Source organism: Mycobacterium sp. E3247, from assembly GCF_001667785.1.
In the GTDB taxonomy this organism is placed as follows: Bacteria; Actinomycetota; Actinomycetes; order Mycobacteriales; family Mycobacteriaceae; genus Mycobacterium.
Genome location: NZ_LZJG01000051.1, coordinates 61,390 through 78,350 on the forward strand (window position 1 = coordinate 61,390; position 16,961 = coordinate 78,350).

Consider the following 16,961-nt stretch of genomic DNA (forward strand, 5'->3'; position numbering starts at 1 on the left):
AATCTCCTTGCCCGACAGCGTCGTTGAGTGTGCGGTTCAGGTGAGCACGTCGGGATCGGCCTTGATGGTCATCCTGGCGGCGCCCGCCCAGTACACGTCGGCGGCCCGTTCGACGAGCGACCGCTGCATGCCCGCCATGTCCGACCAGTCCATGGCCACCGGCTGGATGCCGGTGAGCAGCACGTCGTAGGCCAGCTTGCAGACCCGTTCGATGGATGCGGCGCGGTAGACGGCCTCGGGCAGGGTGCGTCCGGTCGCGATGACGCCGTGGTTGGCCAGGATGGTCAGGTTGGCGGCGCCGATGCGGGCGGCCAGTTCGGCGGCGCGCGCCGGGCTGTCGACCTCGCCGTCGTAGGTGTCCACCAGGCACAGGTCGTCGAGAAAGAGCGAACCGGTCTGGTGCACCAATTCGGGCAGCCGGCCCAGCGCGGCGAGTACGCAGACGTAGTAGGGGTGGTTGTGGATGACCACCCGGGCGTCGTCGCGGACGCGGTGCAGCTCGGTGTGGATGTGGATCGCCGGGGTGACGTCCCAGCGGCCGCGCAGCACCCGGGCGTCGGCGTCGACCGCACAGATGTCGGACGCCGTGATCTCCTGCCACCACAGCCCCCACGGATTGACCAACATGTCCGTCTGGCCGTCGGGTTGCCAGGTGATGTGTCCGGCCATGTTCTCGGCGAACCCGATGGCGGCCAGGTGGCGGAAGGCCACCGCGAGCGCCTGCTCGTCGGACAGGTCGACCCCGATCGGGGGAACCACCGACGGTGCCCAGACCTCCAGGCCGCCCCGGCGCGCGTTAGGAGCATTCATGATCGGCCTCCGTTCTGGCTCGAATATCCTCGCGGAGCCGGCCTTTGGCAACCTTCCCGCCCGACGAGCGCGGGAGCTCGTCGACCACGATGAGCCGCTCGGGCAACAGCTCCTTGGACACTCCCATCGCCAGCAGGTGTTCGACCAGCTCGGGCAGGTCGATCGTCGCCGAGTCGACGAGTTCGGCGTAGAGGCAGACCCTTTCGCCGAACACCGGATCGGGCATCGCGACCGCCGCCGCCACCGCGATGGCGGGGTGGGTGGTCACGGCGTCCTCGACCTGCGTTGCGCTGATGTTCTTCCCCCCGCGCAGGATGAAGTCGGAGGTTCGCCCGGTGACGGTCAGATACCCCTCGGCGTCGATTTCGCAGAGGTCCCCCATGCGCATCCAGCCGTCTCGGGTGAACAACTTGTCGTGATCGGTCCCGCCGAGATAGCCGAGGCTGGTCGCCGGGCCGCGGCAGGCCGGCTGACCTTTGCCCGTCGCGGTCACGTCCCTGTCACCGTCGAAGAGGCGGACCGCCATTTCGGGGACGATCCGGCCGCCGGTGCGCAGTCGGCGTTCTCGCGTGTCGTCGAGGCTGGTGGCGCTCAGCATCCCGGTTTCGTTCGAGCCGTAGAACTGCAGGATCTTGGCGCCGGTGAGCTCCTCGAACTCGGCGGCCGGCCGGTAAGGCAGCGCCTCACCGCCGGTGAACACGACGCGCAGCGAGCTCAGGTCGTACTCCCGCGTGGCGGGGTCCGCCATCAGCATGGTCAATTGCGTGCTGACACAGCACAATACGGTGGCCCGGTCCCGGGATATCGCCTCGCATGCCGCCCCCGTGCTGAACCGTCCCAGAATGACCGCGGTGGCGCCGAGATAGATCGGCGTGGTGTGGCTGGTCCATAGCCCGAAGCCGAACGGCGTCGGGATGACCGGCAGGAAAACGTCTTCCGACGTCAGCAGCCCGTTGGCGACGGCCTTCTGGTGGAAGTAGTACCAGCGATTCTGGGTGTGCACCACGCACTTGGGCAGGCCGGTCGTCCCCGACGTCGAGTTGATGAGGAAGACATCGTCGGGCCCGAGCCGGGATTCGGCGCCAAGCGCCTTGGGCGCCACCGAGACGTTGAGTCGTGGCGCGCCGGCGTCCGTGCTCAACACCAGCGTGGGGAGCGCAAGCTCGTCGGCAACGGCCGCCGCGGTATCGCCGCGCTGCCGGTCGCTGATCAGGATGCGCGGCTGGGCGCTGCGCAGTATCGCCGCGACCTCACGGGCTCCGGCGCGCGCGCCGATGCCGACGACGACGGCCCCGCAGCGCTCGATCGCCACGAACAGCACGTGCAGGGCTGCGGAGTCGCCGTGCCACACCGCCACCCGGTCACCGGGAGCCGCGCCCGCGCCGGCCAGCTGTCCGGCGAGACCGGTTGCGGCATCGTCGAATTGGCGCCAGGTCAGCGCCCTTCCCGGATGGTCGACATAGGCGAGCCGATCCGGTGATCGTTCGGTATTGCTGCGCACCGCGTCCGACAGCGTCATATCCGACCAAAATCCAGCGGCGCGGAACCGGGCCGAATCCTCGTCGGTGAACGCCGGCGAAGACTCCATGAGCAGATGATAGGGAAGCCGCGGACGGCGCCGTCCGTTCCCTCCCGTTAGGGGTTCTGCGGGCCGGGAGCGGGCGCGTCGTGTTGCGGGTCGCCGGCGATGGCGGGAGGACGGGGACGCGGCGGCGGGTGGCAGTGTTGCGTGCAGCCACAGTTGAGGCCGATGATGCAGCCGCCTCCGCCGACGGGTTGCACCGGCAAGGCGCCACCCGGCGGCGGCGGGGGCGCGGGCGTCACGGACGATGACGACGCGACAATTCCGGTCAGCTCAGCGGGCGGCCAGGCGAACGCTACGACAAGCGCCGCCAGGACACCGCAGAAAGCGGTCAGGGGCCGGGCTTGTCTATGCGTCACGATTCTCCACCTTAGTTACGCGGGGCGGGCTGCGCATTTCGCGGCTGGGCTACGGATTCGGCGGCGCCGGGGCGGGAGGGGTGCGTTGCGGATCACCGGCGACATTCGGAGGATGGGGGTGCGGCGGCTGTTGGCAGTGCTGAACGTATCCGCAGTTGAGGCCAATGAAGCAGGGGGAACTGGGCGGCGGGGACGTGAGGGGCGCCGCGGCATTTGCCATTGCGGGTGTTCCCGCGATGTCCCCGAGCGCGACGACGAGGGCCGCAAGGCAGCCGCACATCGCGGCCGTTGCCCCGGCTTGTCGAATCCGCACGATCGTCCACAGTAATTACTCGTCGAAGAACGCGTATCGACACGCCGGGCATCCGGGAGCATTCCAAGAAATCGCCAAGGATTCTCCAAGGATGGCGCCCGACGGTGAAGTCGCCCGGCGTCCTTTTGGGATCGGTAGCGCCGGGGGTGGTTTGCGCTTGCCACAAGGCGCTGCCGACGTCCAGCGGCGAACTACACGGAGGTCCACCGCAGATGAAGACAAAGGTCGTCGTGCTGCTGGCCGGCGGGCTGCTCGCGCTGGTGCTGCTGACGCGCTATTTCGCGCTGAGCCGGGCCGGCATGCCGCTGGAGTGGATGCTCTACCTCGGGCTGCCGATCACGGGCGCCGGCGTGCTGTTCGCCCTGCGCCTCATCGACCTGGGCGCGGACTGGACCACCAAGGGCGGCACCGTGCAGCACCACGGCGGCCCGCACGCCCGCCCGGCCGGGCTCCCCCTCTCGGAGCCGGCGCTGTACGACCGCCTCATGCAGCTGGAGGACCTGCACGCCCGGGGCGCGATCTCCGACACCGAGTACAGCGCGCAGCGCCTACAGATCATCGCCAACATGTAGCCCGGGCACCCGCCCCGGCCGCCTGCCCGCCGTTGCCAGCCGGGCCGCGTAGACGGCGGCGCTGACCCCGAACATCGCCGCGGTCAACAGCAACCAGCGCCCCAGAAAGGGGTCCTGGGTCTGACTGGTCGCCGCCGAATAGGTCGCTGCGCCCTGCTTGATGATGCCGGGCAGGAACACCAGGAGCGTCAGACCGGCGCCCAAGGCCGGCACCCGGATGTGGTTGACCACCGGGACGCGAGGCGGCACGAGCCGCGCGACGGTCCGCGACAGCAGCCCGTCGAGCAGCGCATAGACCGGGAACAGCACCAGGTCGTGGGCGACGATCGCCGCGGCGAACCACACGATGATCGACTGCCACCACACCTGCGGGTTCCACAGCGCGGCCGGCCCCACGGTGGCCACCACGTAGCCCAAGAGCGCGAACCCGGCGATCAGGATCAGCAGGTGCAGCGGGCGAGATCCGTAGAGCCTGACGAAATGGGTTCGGGCGCTACCCATTCGCGGCCGCCCGGAAGGCGATGGACTCCACCCACTTGGTGTTGTGCACCCCGGGCAGCGCCGGCACGATGACGCGCGCCGGGAAGCCGTGGTCCGGGGACAGATCCGTTCCGTTGACACGCAACGCCAGCAGCGCGTCGGGGTGCAGCACCTGGCTCCCCTGCAGTATGGCGCGGCCGAACGCCCCGGAGCGCTCCAGCGAGGAGACGTGCGCCGCTTCCGGGGCGAGCACGCCGGCGAGGCGGGCCAGGTCCGCCAGTCGCACCCCGGTCCAGGTTTGGGTGGTGGACCAGCCTTCCACGCAGGCGATCGGCAGCACGGCGGTGTGCTGCGGCATGGCGAGCAGCGCGGAACGGTCCAGCGTGACGGGGGCCGCGCCCCCGCGCAGCGTCAGCCGCCACCGCTCGCCGGCGTTCGCGGCGGAAATCCCGGCCGCGACCGCGGTTCGGTTGATCTCGAAGTCGTTCGGTCCGTCCCCACGGGTGCGCCCGCGCGGGAGCAGCAGCGCGGCGGGCCGCGCGTAGCCTCCCAGCGTCTGGCCCGCGGTGATGACCGCCATGAACAGCGCACCGCCACCGACCAGCGCCAGGGCGCCCCGGCGGCTGACCGTCGCGGGGTGCGGGTCGGCGGCGACCAATCCGTCCGGATCCCGCGCCTGCGCCGTCGTCTCGGCACGCCCCGTGCGCAGGACGTCCCGCGGTGAGATCGAGCGGAGGCCCGCCCACATGGCCGGGATCTTGATCGCGATATGCACGACGAAACCGGCGATGAACACCCACGCGCCGAAGTAGTGCGCCGTGTAGAAGCTGAAGCCGAAGATGTAGTCGTACTGAATGTTCAGCACGCCCGTGACGATCTCGAACAGGACGCCGCCGACCAGCATCAGCAGCGAAACCCGTTCCAGCAGTTGGGCGATCGATCGGGCGGGCGGCCACGCGAACAACCTCGGTATCACCGACCAGAGTTTGGCCAGCACCACCGGGATCAGAACCAGCCCGAGTCCGACATGCAGGCCCTGGGTCAGCCGGTACAGCCAGGGCGGGTTGGTGGGCCAATCGAACGTCGGCAGCTTCAACCACCCCACGTCGCCGGGGATGGCCTGGCCGAACCGCGGCCCGTAGGCGATGTACGACAGCAGGCCGGTGATGATAACGATCGGCAGCGTCACCAGTAGCACCGAACCGAACACGGAGGTCAGCCACGGTCCCCGCAGCGGGCTGCGCCACCGCTGCGCACGCCCGACCCCCGGGGGCGGGTGTTCGTCCAGCAGACGCCACAGGCGCGACGGAAACCCGTAGCCCCGGGAATCATCTGTCGGCCCGGTGTCCCGGGTGTCGGACCTGCGGCTGCGGTGCATCATCGATGATCATCCACGACCGGGCGGCGAAAAGGGTTCAGATTCGGCGCCTGTTCACACGGTGGCAGTCTGGCGCTGGCTAGCCCTGAACGGTGGGCCGGATGGTGATGTCGCCGATCTCGACGTCGTGCGGTTGTTCGATCGCGAAGGCGATGGCCCGCGCCACCGCCGCTGGCGAGAGGCCGAAGTCGGTCATGTTGCGGCGGATCTGCGCGCGCACCTCCGCGTCGTCAATGGAGCCGTCGAGTTGGGTGTCGACGAATCCCGGTGAGATCGACGTGGTCCGGATGACACCGTCGGTCGATTCCTGGCGCAGGCCCTCCATCAACGTGCGAACGGCGTTCTTCGTGGCGGCGTACACCGCCATGGTGGGGACGATCTTCAGCCCCGCGGTCGACACCGTCGTGACGAAGTGGCCGCGTCCCTGGCGCCGAAACACCGGCAGCGCCGCCGCGATCCCGTGCAGGACGCCCCGCAGGTTGACGTCGATCATCGCCGACCATCCGTCGACGTCGAGGTCGTACATCGGCCCGATCTTGCTGATGCCGGCGTTGCTCACCAGGACGTCGAGCCGGCCGAACTCGCCTTTTGCCGCGGCGACCAGTCGCTCGAGGTCTTCGCGCCGCGTGACGTCGGTCTCGCAGGCGATGGCTTGTCCGCCGCGGTCGCGTATCCGTCGTGCGGTGTCGTCGAGGCGCTCGACCCGCCGAGCGCCCAGGGCCACCCGCGCTCCGCGCTCGGCGAGCAGGAGGGCGGTCGCCTCCCCGATGCCACTGCTTGCGCCGGTGATGGCCACGACCTGCCCGTCGATCCCCGCCATTGCGCTCCCTGAGTCGTGTCCGAATCCCGTTGCGGGTTAAGGCTACTCGGGGCGCCCGGCCGTCGCGTCAGTCCTTGCCGCGCGGTGGCGGCTCCACCTCGACACCGGTGGCCTCGTGTTCGGGACCCGCCGCCGGGTGCTCGGCCGGCACGCGGTCGCGGAACCGCGTGCCCTCGCTGGGCCGCCCCGGATCCGGCCGGTGGACGTTGCCGCGGTAGGGGCCCGGCTTCGGCCGGGACCTTCCGCCCGGGAAGGCCAGCCGGAAGATGCTGCGGTGCACCATCAACCACTGCTTGCCGAACCGGCCGGAGTTGTAGGGCAGTTCGTAGCGTTCGCAGATGTCCTTGACCTGCGGCGCGATCTCCGAGTATCGGCTGCTCGGCATGTCCGGGTAGAGGTGGTGCTCGACCTGGTAACCGAGATTGCCGCTGATGATGTGGAACAGCGGGCTGCCGTCGATGTTCGCGGCGCCGAGCAATTGGCGTACATACCAACTGCCGCGCGTCTCGTTCTCGACTTCCTCCTGCGCGAACGTGTAGGTCTGGTCCGGGAAGTGGCCGCAGAAAATGATCGCGTGCGCCCACACGTTGCGGATCAGGTTGGCGACGGCGTCGGCGCCGAGCGTGCGCAGGTAGGTGCTTTCCGCGCCGGGCAACACCTTGTCGAGGAACTTCGCGGTGGCGCCGATTCGGCCCTTGTTCGACACGTTGCGCAGCCTCTTGCCGAGGCGGGAATGCTTGGGCTGTTCGAGCCGGCCACCCGACGCCAGCTGGACGAGCGCGAACGCGCCGGCACTGATCAGCGGCCAGCCGAGGTAGTCCTTGTAGATCTGCGCCCGCGCTTTGACGCCGATGCCCTTCAGGTCCTTCCGCACTTCCGACCACGGCTTCTCGCGCTTGCGGATCGCGTCGATGTCCATGTCGTGGACGGCCACACCCCACTCGAACAGCAGCGTGAGCAGCAGGTTGTAGATCGGTTGGCCCAGGTAGCGCGGAGCCCATTTCTGGTTGGGGTCGATCCGCATGATCTCGTAACCGAGGTCCTTGTCCTTGCCGAGGATGTTGGTGAAGGTGTGGTGGATGTAGTTGTGCGAGTGCTTCCACGACTCCGCGGTCGATGCGGTGTCCCAGTCCCAGACCGAGGAGTGGATGTCGGGGTCGTTCATCCAATCCCATTGCCCGTGCATGACGTTGTGGCCGATCTCCATGTTCTCCAGGATCTTGGCCATGGACAGACAGGCGGTGCCGAGCAGCCACGCGGTCTTCGAGCGCGACGCCAGCAACAGCACCCGGCCGGCCACCACGATCTGTCGCTGCGCCGAGATGACGTTCTTGATGTAGCGCCGGTCGCGGTCGCCGAGGTCGGCGAACACCTCGTCGTGGATGGCGTCGAATTCCTTCGCGAGCTTTTCGAGTTCTTGTTCCCCGAGGCGGGAAAGCGGTGATTCCACAGTCTTTTTCACGGCAGTCGTCATAAGCCGCTCCTTTCGATCAGAGTTCGAGTTCGACGTCGCCCTCGGCGGTGTTGATGCAGATCCGGACGTCCTGCTCGATCGGTTCGATCACGTCACCCGAGCGCAGGTCGCGCAGCTTGCCCGATTTCAGCGTCCCGACGCAGGTATGGCAGATTCCGATGCGACAGCCGTAGGCGAGGTTGAGACCCGCCTTCTCGCCCGCCTCGAGAATCGATGTCCCACCGTCACATTCGACTTCCTTGTCACTGTCGAGGAAGCAGACGGTGCCGCCCTCGCCGGCATTGGCGTCGCCGCCGATCTTCGGTTGGAACCGCTCGAAGTGCAGGCGGTCCCGATCGCCGTTGTCCTCCCAGTGCTCGATCAGCGCGTCGAGCATCTCGCCGGGCCCCGAGCAGAATGCCTCACGCTGGCGCCAGTCCGGGCACACGTCGTCCAGGTCGGCGGGCGAAAGTCTGCCCTGTTCGGCGGTGAGGCGCAGGTCCAGCCGCATTCCCGGGTGCCGCTTTTCGAGCTCTTCCAAGGCGGGCAGGAACATCGCCTGTTCGCGGGTTCGCGCGGAATGCAGGACCACCGCGTCGCGCAATTGGTCGCGATGGTCCAGGTCGCGGAGCATGCTGACTATCGGTGTGATGCCGCTTCCGGCGCTGATGAACAACAGCTTGTCCGGCAGCGGCTCGGGCAGCGTGAAGACGCCTTCGATCTCGCCCAGCCGCACCAGGTCCCCCGGCTGGATCTTGTGCACGAGATACGGCGACACCACGCCGCCGTCGACCCGTTTCGGCGTGACGCTGATCAGCCCGTCTTCGGGCCTGGGATCCGACGTGAGCGAGTAGGCGCGCCAGTGGTAGACGCCGTCGATGACCACACCGAGGCGCACGTACTGACCGGGCTTGTGGCCGGGCCATTCGTAGCCGGGCCGGATGAGAATGCTGGCCGCTTCCGAGCCCTGCTGCTCGATGCCCTCGACCTTTCCGCGTAGCTCCTTGGTGGTCCACAGCGGGTTGATCATCTCGAGGTAGTCATCCGGCTGCAGCGGGCTGAACAACCGCCGCACCGCCCGCAGGAACAACCGCCGTCCCCATGGGACCTGGGGCTGGGCGCCGCGCTCTGCCATGTCGTCAGAGTACACAGTTGTACACTGAGTTCAAACGTCGATTTTGAATTAGCTTGTGGCGCTTTGTTTTGTCAGACTATCAATGACGACAGTAACGGCGCATGACTGTTCGCCCGTTGATATGGGTTTTGACCAGCCCCCCAGCCACGCGTACTTGTGACGTGCCCGGACTCCCCCTCGCCCAAACATTTGTTCAGAGAACTCTCAGCCGCCGCCCGCGCCGCCCGTCGCAGGCGCCTATTGTTCCGCCTATTGTTCGACGTGTGCTGATCGGATTCCTGCTCGCGCTGGGCTGCTCCGTCTGTTACGGCACGGCGTCGGTGTTGCAGGCGGCGGCCACCCGCTCCGTGGAGGCCGGCAGCGGCAGTGGTGTCGACACCGTGCTGCTGTGGCGCGCGGCTCGGCAGTGGCGCTACGTCGTCGGCGTTGGTCTCGACGGGCTCGGTTTCATCCTTCAAGTCGCGGCGTTGCGCCTGGTGCCCATCTATGTGGTCGCCGCCGCGCTGGCCGCCTCGATCGCGGTCACCGGCATCGTGTCCGCATGGGTGCTGTCGGTGCGGTTGTCGCCCGCCGAATGGAGCGCGGTGGGCATCGTGTGCGCGAGCCTGGTGGTGCTCGCACTCGCCGCCGGGCCCGGGCACTTCCGGCATGCGCCCGCCGGACTGGGTTGGGCACTGCTGGGGGTGGTGGCCGCGATCTTCGTCGCCGGCGCCGTGGCGGGCCGGCTGCCGGACCGGCCGCGCGCGCTGGCGCTGGGGCTGGCGGCCGGAACCGGCTTCGGCGCGATCGAGGTCGGCGTGCGGCTGATCGAGGTGCTCGATCCGACCCGACGCGCCTTCTACACCAATCCGGCGCTGTACGCGGCGGCCGCGGGCGGGGCGGCCGGTTTCCTGCTGCTGACCTCCGCGCTGCATCGCGGTTCGGTGACCACGGCCGTCGCCGGGATGGTCGTCGGTGAAACCATCGCCCCCGCGTTCGTCGGCGTGGTGTGGCTGGGCGACAGCGCGCGCGACGGGCTCGGCTGGCTGGTCATCGCGGGCTTCGCCGTGGCCGTGTCGGCAACGCTGGTGCTGGCGCGGTTCGGGGAAGCTCCCGAGGACCTTTCCGAATCGGCTCAGGCCGGCGAAGCCGTCAGCTGACTGTAGGTGGTACCGCGCTGCGGGCGCGTCCACAGGACACCGCCCTCCGCGGTGACGCCGGCCGCCATCAGCGCGCGCTTGAGGACCTTGTTCGTCGCCGTCGTCGGCAGGTCTTCGTTGATGCGCACGTACCGGGGCCACGCTTTGGGCGACAGGTCCGGTTGCGCGGCAAGGAAGTTCGCGAAGTCGTCCGGGCCGAGCCGCGCGCCCGCGCGCACTACCAGCGCAGCCATCACCTGATCGCCGACCCGGTCGTCGGGCACCGCGTAGACCGCGGCCTGGCTGATCTCGGGCAGGCGTCCCAGGATCCGCTCGATCGGCCCCGCGGCCAGGTTCTCGCCGTCCACCCGCATCCAGTCGGCGGTGCGGCCGGCCAGGTAGATCCAGCCGTCGGCGTCGCGGTAGGCGAGGTCGCCCGACCAGTACATGCCGTGCCGCATCCGCTCCGCGGTGGCGGCCGGGTCGTTGTAGTAGCCGGCGAACGGGCCCGCGCCCTGGGTATTGACGAGTTCGCCGACCGCGTCGTCGAAGTTGGTCAGCGCCCCGTGCTCGTCGAATTCCGCGACGGCGCACTCCCGCACCGTCGCCGGGTTGTAGATGCCGACCCCCGGATACGGCTTGCCGATCGACCCCGGCGGGGTGCCATCCTCGCGGACGACGATGACCGCGAACTCGCTGGAACCGAAGCTGTCCACCACCCGGCAACCGAAACGCCTGGCGAATTCGGCGATGTCGCGGTCGGTGGCCTCGTTGCCGAACGCCACCCGCAGCGTGTTGTCCGCGTCGTCGGGCAGCTCAGGGGTGGACAGGATCAACGCGAGCGGCTTGCCCACATAGTTGAGATACGTCACGCCGTAGCGGCGCACGTCGTCGAGAAACCGCGACGGCGAGAACCGGGCCGGGACCATGGTGGCGCCTGCGCCGATGGCGACCGCCCACCCGGCGGCGACGCCGTTGGAGTGAAAGAGCGGCATCGACAGGTAGCACACGTCGGCGGCGGTGACGTCGTACTGGAAGATCAGGCTGGCGCCGCACATGATCGCCATCGCGTGGGCGAGCCGGACGACCTTCGGGTCGCCGCTGGTCCCGGAGGTGAAGATCATCATCAGGGTGTCACCGCCGGCGACCTCACGGTGCGGCACCAGGGCCGGCGCGGCGGCCACCAGTTCGGCGTAGCGCCGGCCGGTCACGTCGAGCACCTCGACTCCGCTGAGATCCACGCCGTCCAACAGCTCACGGTGTTCGGGGTCGACGAGCAGCAACTGGCAGTCGGAGCGCCGGATGTCGGCCAGCAGGCCGTCCCCGCGCCGGGTCGTGTTGATCCCGCACAGCACGTAGCCGCCCAGCGCGGCCGCGGCCATGGCGCGCAGCATCGCCGGGGAGTTGGGCAGCAGGGCCCCGACGTGCAGCGGACGGGCCGGGTCGGCGAGACCGATCAGCGCGGCGGCCTCCGCCTCGGCCTCCGTGAGGTGTTCTCTCCAGGTCCAGACGCGTTCGCCGTGGGCGAGCGCCGGGGTGTCGTCGTGCCGGCGTTGCCGCAGCAGTTGCTGCACCGTTTCGATCATCGGGTGGTCAGCACGAGCCCGGCATAGTGCCGGCGCGCGACGTCGTCGCAGTGGCGTCGGTAGGTGCCGAATCCCCCGGCGTAGGGCATGAAGACCCGCTTCTTGCCTTCGATGTTGGCGCCGAGGTACCACGACGAGGCGGCTTTCGGGAACAGCGTCTGCTCGGCCGCCGTCGCGACATGCTCCGTCCAGGCCTCGGCGGCGTCGCGGCGCGGCTCCACCTCCGTCACCCCGAGGCGGCGCATCGTCACCAGCAGCTCGATCACCCAGTCGACCTGCACCTCGGCGTGCAGCACCATGTTGGCCAGCACCGAGGGGCTGCCCGGGCCGCTGATGGTGAACATGTTGGGCAGGCCGGGCACCATCAGGCCGAGGAAGGTCAGGGGGCCGTCGGCCCAGACGTCGCGCAGCCGCACTCCCCCGGGCCCCTCCGGGTCGATGCGGGTCAGCGCGCCGGTGAGCGCGTCGAAACCGGTGGCGAAGATCAGCACGTCGCACGGGTAGGTCGCGGCGGTGGTTCGCACGCCGTCGGCGGTGATGGTCTCGATGGGCTCGCGGCGCAGGTTGACCAGGTGGACGTTGTCCCGGTTGAACGCGGCGTAATAGCCACCGTCGGTGCAGATTCGCTTCGTCCCGATCGGGTGGTCGACGGGGATGAGGTCGTGGGCGACGAGGGGGTCGGCCACGATTTCGCGGATCCGCTCCTCGGCGAACTCCCGCGCGATGTGGTTGGCCGCGAGGTCGGAGTTCTGGTCGGGGAACGTCTTGGCGAACAGCACCCCGCCCTCGCGCCAGCGCCGCCACAGCGCCTCGGCGCGTTCCGCTGGATCGGTATCGATCGCGTTCTTGTGGTACGTGCCGTGCGGCGTGCCCGAGGCCGCGTAGGCCGAGGCGCGACGGCGCTCGGGGTACTGCTCCCGGATCTGTCGTTGTTCCTCCGGCGTCCAGGGCCGGTTGGGCATCGGGATGCTGTAGTTCGCCGATCGCTGGAACACCACCAGCCGGTCCGCCTGCGCGGCGACGATCGGAACCGCTTGAATGCCGGAGGATCCCGTGCCGATCAGGCCGACCCGCTTGCCGCGCAGGTCAGGGTCCTCGCGCGGCCATGCGGCGGTGAAGTAGACCTCGCCCGCGAAATCGTCGGCGCCGGGGATGTCCGGGCGGTTGACCGCCGACAGGCAACCCGTCGCGCAGATGAGGAACCGGGCGGCATAGGTCTGGTGGTCGCGGGTGCGGACCCGCCATCGGCCTTGGGCGAACGTGGCGCCGACGACGTCGACCCCGAACCTGTAGTGGCGGCGCAGATCGAACCGGTCGGCAACGTGGCCCAGGTAGGCAAGGATCTCCGGTTGGGCTGCGAAACGTTCGGTCCACGTCCAGCCCTGCTGGAGTTCCTCATCGAATGAGTAGGAATAGTCGACACTTTCGACGTCGCACCGCGCGCCCGGGTAGCGGTTCCAGTACCAGGTGCCGCCCACATCGGGTGCCGCCTCGATGCCGAGCACCGACAGTCCCGCCGACGCGGCGCGGTGCACGGCGTAGAGCCCGGCGAACCCCGCGCCTATAACGATCACGTCGATCACGTCGGTCACGTCTTTCACGTCGGTATCGGTCATGTCGCCTCACGAAAGGTCGTCCGGAGCAACCCCCGCAGGTCGGCGCAGACCAGGTCGAGCGCCGAGACCGCAGGGGGAAAGGCCGGGATGGTCAGGAAGCCGTGAAACAGGTCCGGGAAATCGCGGTGCACCGCGGGCACCCCCGCGTCGCGTAATCGGCGGGCATAGTCGCAGCCCTCGCTGTGCAGCGGATCGAGGCCGGCGGTGACGACCACGGCCGGAGGGAGGCCGGCGTGCGAGTCGGCGCGAGCCGGCGCCACCAAATCGGTTTGACCCGAGGCTGTTTCGCCACCGAGGTACTGGCGCCAGTACCATTGCATGGCTGCGCTGGTGAGGAAGTAGCCGGTGGCGCAGCGCCGGTAGCTGTCGGTGTCGAACGACGGGTCGATGACCGGATAGATCAGGAGTTGCGCGGCCGGCCCGGGGACCCGGCGTTCGCGGCAGCGGATGGCGGTCACCGCGGCGAGGTTGCCGCCGGCGCTGTCACCGGCGATGGCCGTGCGTGCCGGGTCGATGCCGAGTTCGGGCGCGTGGTCGACCACCCAGCGGAACGCGGCGAAGGCGTCCAGCGCGGCCGCGGGCGCCGGGTGTTCGGGCGCGAGGCGGTAGCCGATCGACACCACGACCGCCTGCACACCGCGGGACAGTGCGCGACAGAAGCCGTCGTGAGACTCGATGTCGCACAACACGAATCCGCCGCCATGGTAGAAGACGACCGCGGCGCGGTCAGCCTGCGGTTCGCCGTGCGGGTAGTAGATCCGCGCGGGGATGTCCCCGGCGGGCCCGGGAATCGACCGGTCTTCGGTGCGGCGGACGTCGTCGATGTTGTCGACGGGCCTGCGCCTCTCGGCGACGGCCGCGCGAGCCTGAACGGCGGTCATGGTCTCGATACGCGGGAATCCCGCGTCCAACTCGCGCAACAGCGCCCGGACGCCGCCAAAGGGGTCGTCCATGTACACCTCCGAGCTCGTCGTTGAGCCGGTCACGCCGGCCGGTATTTCAAGAGGGTGATTCCGGCTTCGGGCAGATCGTAGAACACCGGCTCGACCCGGATACCGATTCCGATGTCGCCCGGGGTCCGCGACACCGGCGTCGGCTCGGGAACTGGGAAGCGCATCGCTAGTCCCCCCGCATCAGCAGCGCGACCTGCTCGCTCATGATGCCGCCGTTGCCGGTGACGAACGCCGTGTGGCAGTCGCTCACCTGCGCGTCACCCGCCCGGCCCATGACCTGCCGGGCGCCGTCGACGACGTGGTGCATGCCGCCGGCCATCCCGGCCTGCCCGAAGGACAGCTGCCCGCCGGCGGTGTTGAGCGGAAAATCGCCGCGGTAGGTCAGGTCGTGGCGGATGATCCAGGACATCCCGTGGCCCTTGTCGCAGAAGCCGGCGTCTTCGAGGCTCATCAGCACGGTGATGGTGTAGCAGTCGTAGATCGACGCCACGTCCACGTCCGAGCGGTGCAGACCGGCCATGGCGAATGCCCTGTCGGCGGCGCGGGCGATCGGGGTGCGCAGCAGGTCCTCGGCGTAGGTCGGGGTCTTGAAGGCGATGTGCTCGCCAAAACCCTTGATCCACACCGGTCGGTGGCGGGCGGTGCGGGCGATGTCGGCGTTGGCAATCAGCACGCCCGCTCCCCCGTGCACCCGCATCACGGTCTCGAGCATGTGAATGGGATCGGCGATCATCGGGCTGGCGAGCACGTCGTCCACCGTCATCGGGGTGCCGTGGAACACCGCGCCGGGGTGGGCGCACGCGTTGGTCCGCTGATCGACGGCGATCTTGGCGACCGCGACAGGGTCGTAACCGAATTCGGCGGCGTAACGCTGGGCGATCTGCGCGTACGGCGCGTTCTGGCCCACGTTGCCGTACGGGATCTCGAATTCCGCCTGCGGCGACCCGTAGTTGTTCGACGACGCCCCATACCAATTCGGGTCCGGCGGGGGCCGCTTCTCGGACTGCGGCTGCGACGCCGAGCCCGGCACGACGGCCAGGACGGCATCGCAGATGCCCAGCTCCACCGCGGCCGCCGCCCGCCAGATCATGCCCGCCGCGGTGGCCCCGCCCAGGTCGACCCGCTCACCGAAGTCCAGGGGCAGGCCGAGGTACTCGCACAGGGTGGCTGGCGCGAACATCGCCGACTCGGCGATGCCGTGGGTCAGCAAACCGTTGACGCAGGAGGCGTCGACGCCCGCGTCGTCGATCACCAATTTCGCCAGCACCGCGTACTGGTCGAGCGTGAACAGCGGTCGAGTGGGACGCCGCTGCGCCGGCAGTTCGGCGATGCCGACGATCGCCGCCTCGCCGCGCAGCCCGGTCACTGATCGGCCTGCCGAGGCGTTCCGCGCCGGGGCAGCTCGACGGTCGCGGTTCCGGGCATCAGCACCGTCTGCTCGCGGCGGCCGGCGATGTCGAGATCCACCAGGCCGGCGCCCTCGCCGGAGAGGCGCATGCCGGTGATCGTGCCGCCGAAGCTCAGCGGCTGGCCGGGATGGGCGACCGCGCGGTTCTGGACGGAAAAGGACACCAGCCGGCCACGCCCGCCGATCCAGTCCCCGATGGCCCGGCCGAGCAGCGCGGCCTGCAGGGGTCCGTGGACCAGTACGTCGTCGTAGCCTTCGACCGTGCGCGCCCAGTCTTTGTCGTAGTGGATGCGGTGGCCGTTGTAGGTGGCGGCGCTGAAGAAGAACAACTGCGTTTCGTCGACGGTCAAGGTGAGTTCGGGCATCTGGTGGCCCACCTCGACGTCCTCGTAGAAGACTTGGCCGGTCATCGGGCTCCTAGGGGCGGGCGATCATGGACGTCGACGCTTCGGCGAGCAGGTCCTGGTGCTGGTTGCGGTACACCGTGTGCCAGGTGACCAAGACGAATTTGCCGGAGCGGCCCTGCTTTTCGACGATGGAGGCGATGGTGCGCACCATCTCGACTTCGTCGCGGTGATACGCCGGCAGGTGGAAGGCGAAGCTTTCCCCGCCGGCCATCCGCTTGGGGGCGCGCGGAAACGCGAGGCTGCCCGAGACAGCGCCAGAGGAACCGTCGGGCCGCAGCGCCTCGAGGTGCGTGACACCGAGCACGGCGTACTGCAAAAAAAGCGGGGGGCAGACGATGTCGCGAAAGCCGTTGGCCCTGGCGTAGTCCGGATCGAACCACAGCGGGTTGTGGTCCCCGATCGCCGCCGCCCACCGTTGCCAGTCCCGCCGGTTCACCTCACCGGTCGCCGTGGCGGCGACCGTGCCGACGCGCGACGCCGATTCGGCGTCGATCAAGCTGTCGTCGTTCATTCGGTCTCGTCCAAGGTTTCCTCCAGCCACGATGCGGCGACGTCCGCCCCGCCGCCCCACGTCGAGCCCAACCGTGCCCGCTCGGACCACAGGTGCAAATCGGTCTCGGTGACGTACCCCATGCCGCCGTGCAATTGGTGGGCGTCCAACGTGATCAACCGGGAAGCGGTGGCGGCGTGCATGCGCGCGATGGCGGTCTCCCGGGTCGCCATGCGGCCGCGCGCGATCCAGAAGACCGCCGCATGCGCGGCCAACCGGGCCGCCGACAGGGCGATGTGCATGTCGGCGACGAGGTGCTGGGCGGCCTGGAACGACGCGATGGGCCGGCCGAATTGGTGACGCAGCGTGGTGTAGTCGACGGTGCGGTCGATCACGGCCTGCCCGACGCCCACCAAGTCGAGCGACCCCAGGGCGACGGCGGCGTTGGCCACGCGCCGCAACGCCGTGGCGGTGGCGTCGC

17 protein-coding genes and 1 pseudogene are annotated in these 16,961 nt (G+C 69.1%); 2 read left to right on the forward strand and 16 right to left on the reverse strand.

Going from position 1 to position 16,961, the window contains the following annotated elements:
* Positions 1-36: 36 nt before the first annotated feature.
* Genes A9X04_RS02450 through A9X04_RS30205 form a run of 3 tightly spaced genes read right to left on the reverse strand, consistent with a single transcriptional unit; the run spans position 37 to position 2,751 of the window.
* A complete protein-coding gene (locus tag A9X04_RS02450) occupies positions 37-810 on the reverse strand; it encodes a class II aldolase/adducin family protein (protein WP_067917383.1) in 774 nt (257 codons plus the stop codon).
* Complete coding sequence (locus A9X04_RS02455; RefSeq protein WP_067917385.1) at positions 797-2,398, reverse strand: class I adenylate-forming enzyme family protein; 1,602 nt, start codon at positions 2,396-2,398, stop codon at positions 797-799. Before A9X04_RS02455 ends, A9X04_RS02450 begins: the two co-directional genes overlap by 14 nt.
* Positions 2,399-2,445: 47 nt before the next feature.
* The gene (locus A9X04_RS30205) at positions 2,446-2,751 is read right to left on the reverse strand and encodes a hypothetical protein (RefSeq protein ID WP_156764184.1); all 306 of its coding nucleotides are present in this window, start codon (positions 2,749-2,751) and stop codon (positions 2,446-2,448) included.
* Positions 2,752-3,276: 525 nt separating this feature from the next.
* Here A9X04_RS30205 and A9X04_RS02460 point away from each other — a divergent pair.
* Positions 3,277-3,636: an SHOCT domain-containing protein gene (locus A9X04_RS02460; RefSeq protein ID WP_067917387.1), complete on the forward strand. Its 360-nt coding sequence runs from the start codon at positions 3,277-3,279 to the stop codon at positions 3,634-3,636.
* Here A9X04_RS02460 and A9X04_RS02465 read toward each other — a convergent pair.
* The 5 genes from A9X04_RS02465 to A9X04_RS02485 form a co-directional block, all read right to left on the reverse strand.
* Complete coding sequence (locus A9X04_RS02465; protein WP_067917388.1) at positions 3,613-4,137, reverse strand: hypothetical protein; 525 nt, start codon at positions 4,135-4,137, stop codon at positions 3,613-3,615. The genes A9X04_RS02460 and A9X04_RS02465 overlap by 24 nt on opposite strands.
* Positions 4,130-5,494, reverse strand: coding sequence for a molybdopterin-dependent oxidoreductase (locus A9X04_RS02470; RefSeq protein ID WP_231985642.1), 1,365 nt, complete (start codon positions 5,492-5,494; stop codon positions 4,130-4,132). The genes A9X04_RS02465 and A9X04_RS02470 overlap by 8 nt, the downstream gene beginning before the upstream one ends.
* Before the next feature lie 79 nt (positions 5,495-5,573).
* Positions 5,574-6,314, reverse strand: a complete 741-nt coding sequence (locus A9X04_RS02475; protein ID WP_067917390.1) for an SDR family oxidoreductase — start codon at positions 6,312-6,314, stop codon at positions 5,574-5,576.
* 67 nt (positions 6,315-6,381) lie between these two features.
* Positions 6,382-7,788 (reverse strand): acyl-CoA desaturase, encoded by a 1,407-nt coding sequence (locus tag A9X04_RS02480; protein ID WP_067917392.1) that lies wholly within the window; start codon positions 7,786-7,788, stop codon positions 6,382-6,384.
* A 16-nt stretch (positions 7,789-7,804) separates the two neighbouring features.
* Positions 7,805-8,902 carry a ferredoxin reductase gene (locus tag A9X04_RS02485; protein WP_067917430.1) on the reverse strand — a complete coding sequence of 366 codons (1,098 nt, stop codon included), beginning with the start codon at positions 8,900-8,902 and terminating at the stop codon, positions 7,805-7,807.
* Positions 8,903-9,165: 263 nt separating this feature from the next.
* On the opposite strand from A9X04_RS02485, the gene A9X04_RS02490 reads away from it, so the two are divergent.
* The gene (locus A9X04_RS02490) at positions 9,166-10,041 is read left to right on the forward strand and encodes a DMT family transporter (protein WP_067917394.1); all 876 of its coding nucleotides are present in this window, start codon (positions 9,166-9,168) and stop codon (positions 10,039-10,041) included.
* On the opposite strand, the gene fadD1 is transcribed toward A9X04_RS02490, so the two are convergent.
* The 8 genes and pseudogenes from fadD1 to A9X04_RS02525 form a co-directional block, all read right to left on the reverse strand.
* Positions 10,017-11,606: a fatty-acid--CoA ligase FadD1 gene (fadD1, locus tag A9X04_RS02495; protein ID WP_067917396.1), complete on the reverse strand. Its 1,590-nt coding sequence runs from the start codon at positions 11,604-11,606 to the stop codon at positions 10,017-10,019. The two genes, A9X04_RS02490 and fadD1, sit on opposite strands and share 25 nt — an antisense overlap.
* On the reverse strand, positions 11,603-13,198 hold the full coding sequence (locus A9X04_RS02500) for an NAD(P)/FAD-dependent oxidoreductase (RefSeq protein WP_082974760.1): 1,596 nt from the start codon (positions 13,196-13,198) through the stop codon (positions 11,603-11,605). Before A9X04_RS02500 ends, fadD1 begins: the two co-directional genes overlap by 4 nt.
* A gap of 20 nt (positions 13,199-13,218) precedes the next feature.
* Complete coding sequence (locus A9X04_RS02505; protein ID WP_067917399.1) at positions 13,219-14,175, reverse strand: alpha/beta hydrolase; 957 nt, start codon at positions 14,173-14,175, stop codon at positions 13,219-13,221.
* Between the two features lie 29 nt (positions 14,176-14,204).
* Positions 14,205-14,297, reverse strand: a pseudogene (locus tag A9X04_RS29380) (acyl dehydratase); the annotation flags it as partial.
* 44 nt (positions 14,298-14,341) lie between these two features.
* A complete protein-coding gene (locus tag A9X04_RS02510; protein WP_067917401.1) occupies positions 14,342-15,541 on the reverse strand; it encodes a thiolase family protein in 1,200 nt (399 codons plus the stop codon).
* On the reverse strand, positions 15,538-15,993 hold the full coding sequence (locus A9X04_RS02515; RefSeq protein WP_067917404.1) for a MaoC/PaaZ C-terminal domain-containing protein: 456 nt from the start codon (positions 15,991-15,993) through the stop codon (positions 15,538-15,540). Before A9X04_RS02515 ends, A9X04_RS02510 begins: the two co-directional genes overlap by 4 nt.
* 7 nt (positions 15,994-16,000) lie before the next feature.
* Positions 16,001-16,501, reverse strand: coding sequence for a MaoC family dehydratase N-terminal domain-containing protein (locus A9X04_RS02520; protein ID WP_067917406.1), 501 nt, complete (start codon positions 16,499-16,501; stop codon positions 16,001-16,003).
* On the reverse strand, positions 16,498-16,961 hold a 464-nt coding region (locus A9X04_RS02525), incomplete at its 5' end, for an acyl-CoA dehydrogenase family protein (RefSeq protein WP_255396474.1). The genes A9X04_RS02520 and A9X04_RS02525, both read right to left, overlap by 4 nt.

What these genes read in the sequence shown, in the direction of transcription:
- A9X04_RS02520 (WP_067917406.1), bottom strand. Translation starts at nt 16,501, where the DNA reads ATGAACGACGACAGCTTGATCGACGCCGAATCGGCGTCGCGCGTCGGC.
- A9X04_RS02450 (WP_067917383.1), bottom strand. Translation starts at nt 810, where the DNA reads ATGAATGCTCCTAACGCGCGCCGGGGCGGCCTGGAGGTCTGGGCACCG.
- A9X04_RS02460 (WP_067917387.1), top strand. Translation starts at nt 3,277, where the DNA reads ATGAAGACAAAGGTCGTCGTGCTGCTGGCCGGCGGGCTGCTCGCGCTG.
- fadD1 (WP_067917396.1), bottom strand. Translation starts at nt 11,606, where the DNA reads ATGATCGAAACGGTGCAGCAACTGCTGCGGCAACGCCGGCACGACGAC.
- A9X04_RS02465 (WP_067917388.1), bottom strand. Translation starts at nt 4,137, where the DNA reads ATGGGTAGCGCCCGAACCCATTTCGTCAGGCTCTACGGATCTCGCCCG.
- A9X04_RS02480 (WP_067917392.1), bottom strand. Translation starts at nt 7,788, where the DNA reads ATGACGACTGCCGTGAAAAAGACTGTGGAATCACCGCTTTCCCGCCTC.
- A9X04_RS02485 (WP_067917430.1), bottom strand. Translation starts at nt 8,902, where the DNA reads ATGGCAGAGCGCGGCGCCCAGCCCCAGGTCCCATGGGGACGGCGGTTG.
- A9X04_RS02475 (WP_067917390.1), bottom strand. Translation starts at nt 6,314, where the DNA reads ATGGCGGGGATCGACGGGCAGGTCGTGGCCATCACCGGCGCAAGCAGT.
- A9X04_RS02505 (WP_067917399.1), bottom strand. Translation starts at nt 14,175, where the DNA reads ATGGACGACCCCTTTGGCGGCGTCCGGGCGCTGTTGCGCGAGTTGGAC.
- A9X04_RS02470 (WP_231985642.1), bottom strand. Translation starts at nt 5,494, where the DNA reads ATGCACCGCAGCCGCAGGTCCGACACCCGGGACACCGGGCCGACAGAT.
- A9X04_RS02455 (WP_067917385.1), bottom strand. Translation starts at nt 2,398, where the DNA reads ATGGAGTCTTCGCCGGCGTTCACCGACGAGGATTCGGCCCGGTTCCGC.
- A9X04_RS02515 (WP_067917404.1), bottom strand. Translation starts at nt 15,993, where the DNA reads ATGACCGGCCAAGTCTTCTACGAGGACGTCGAGGTGGGCCACCAGATG.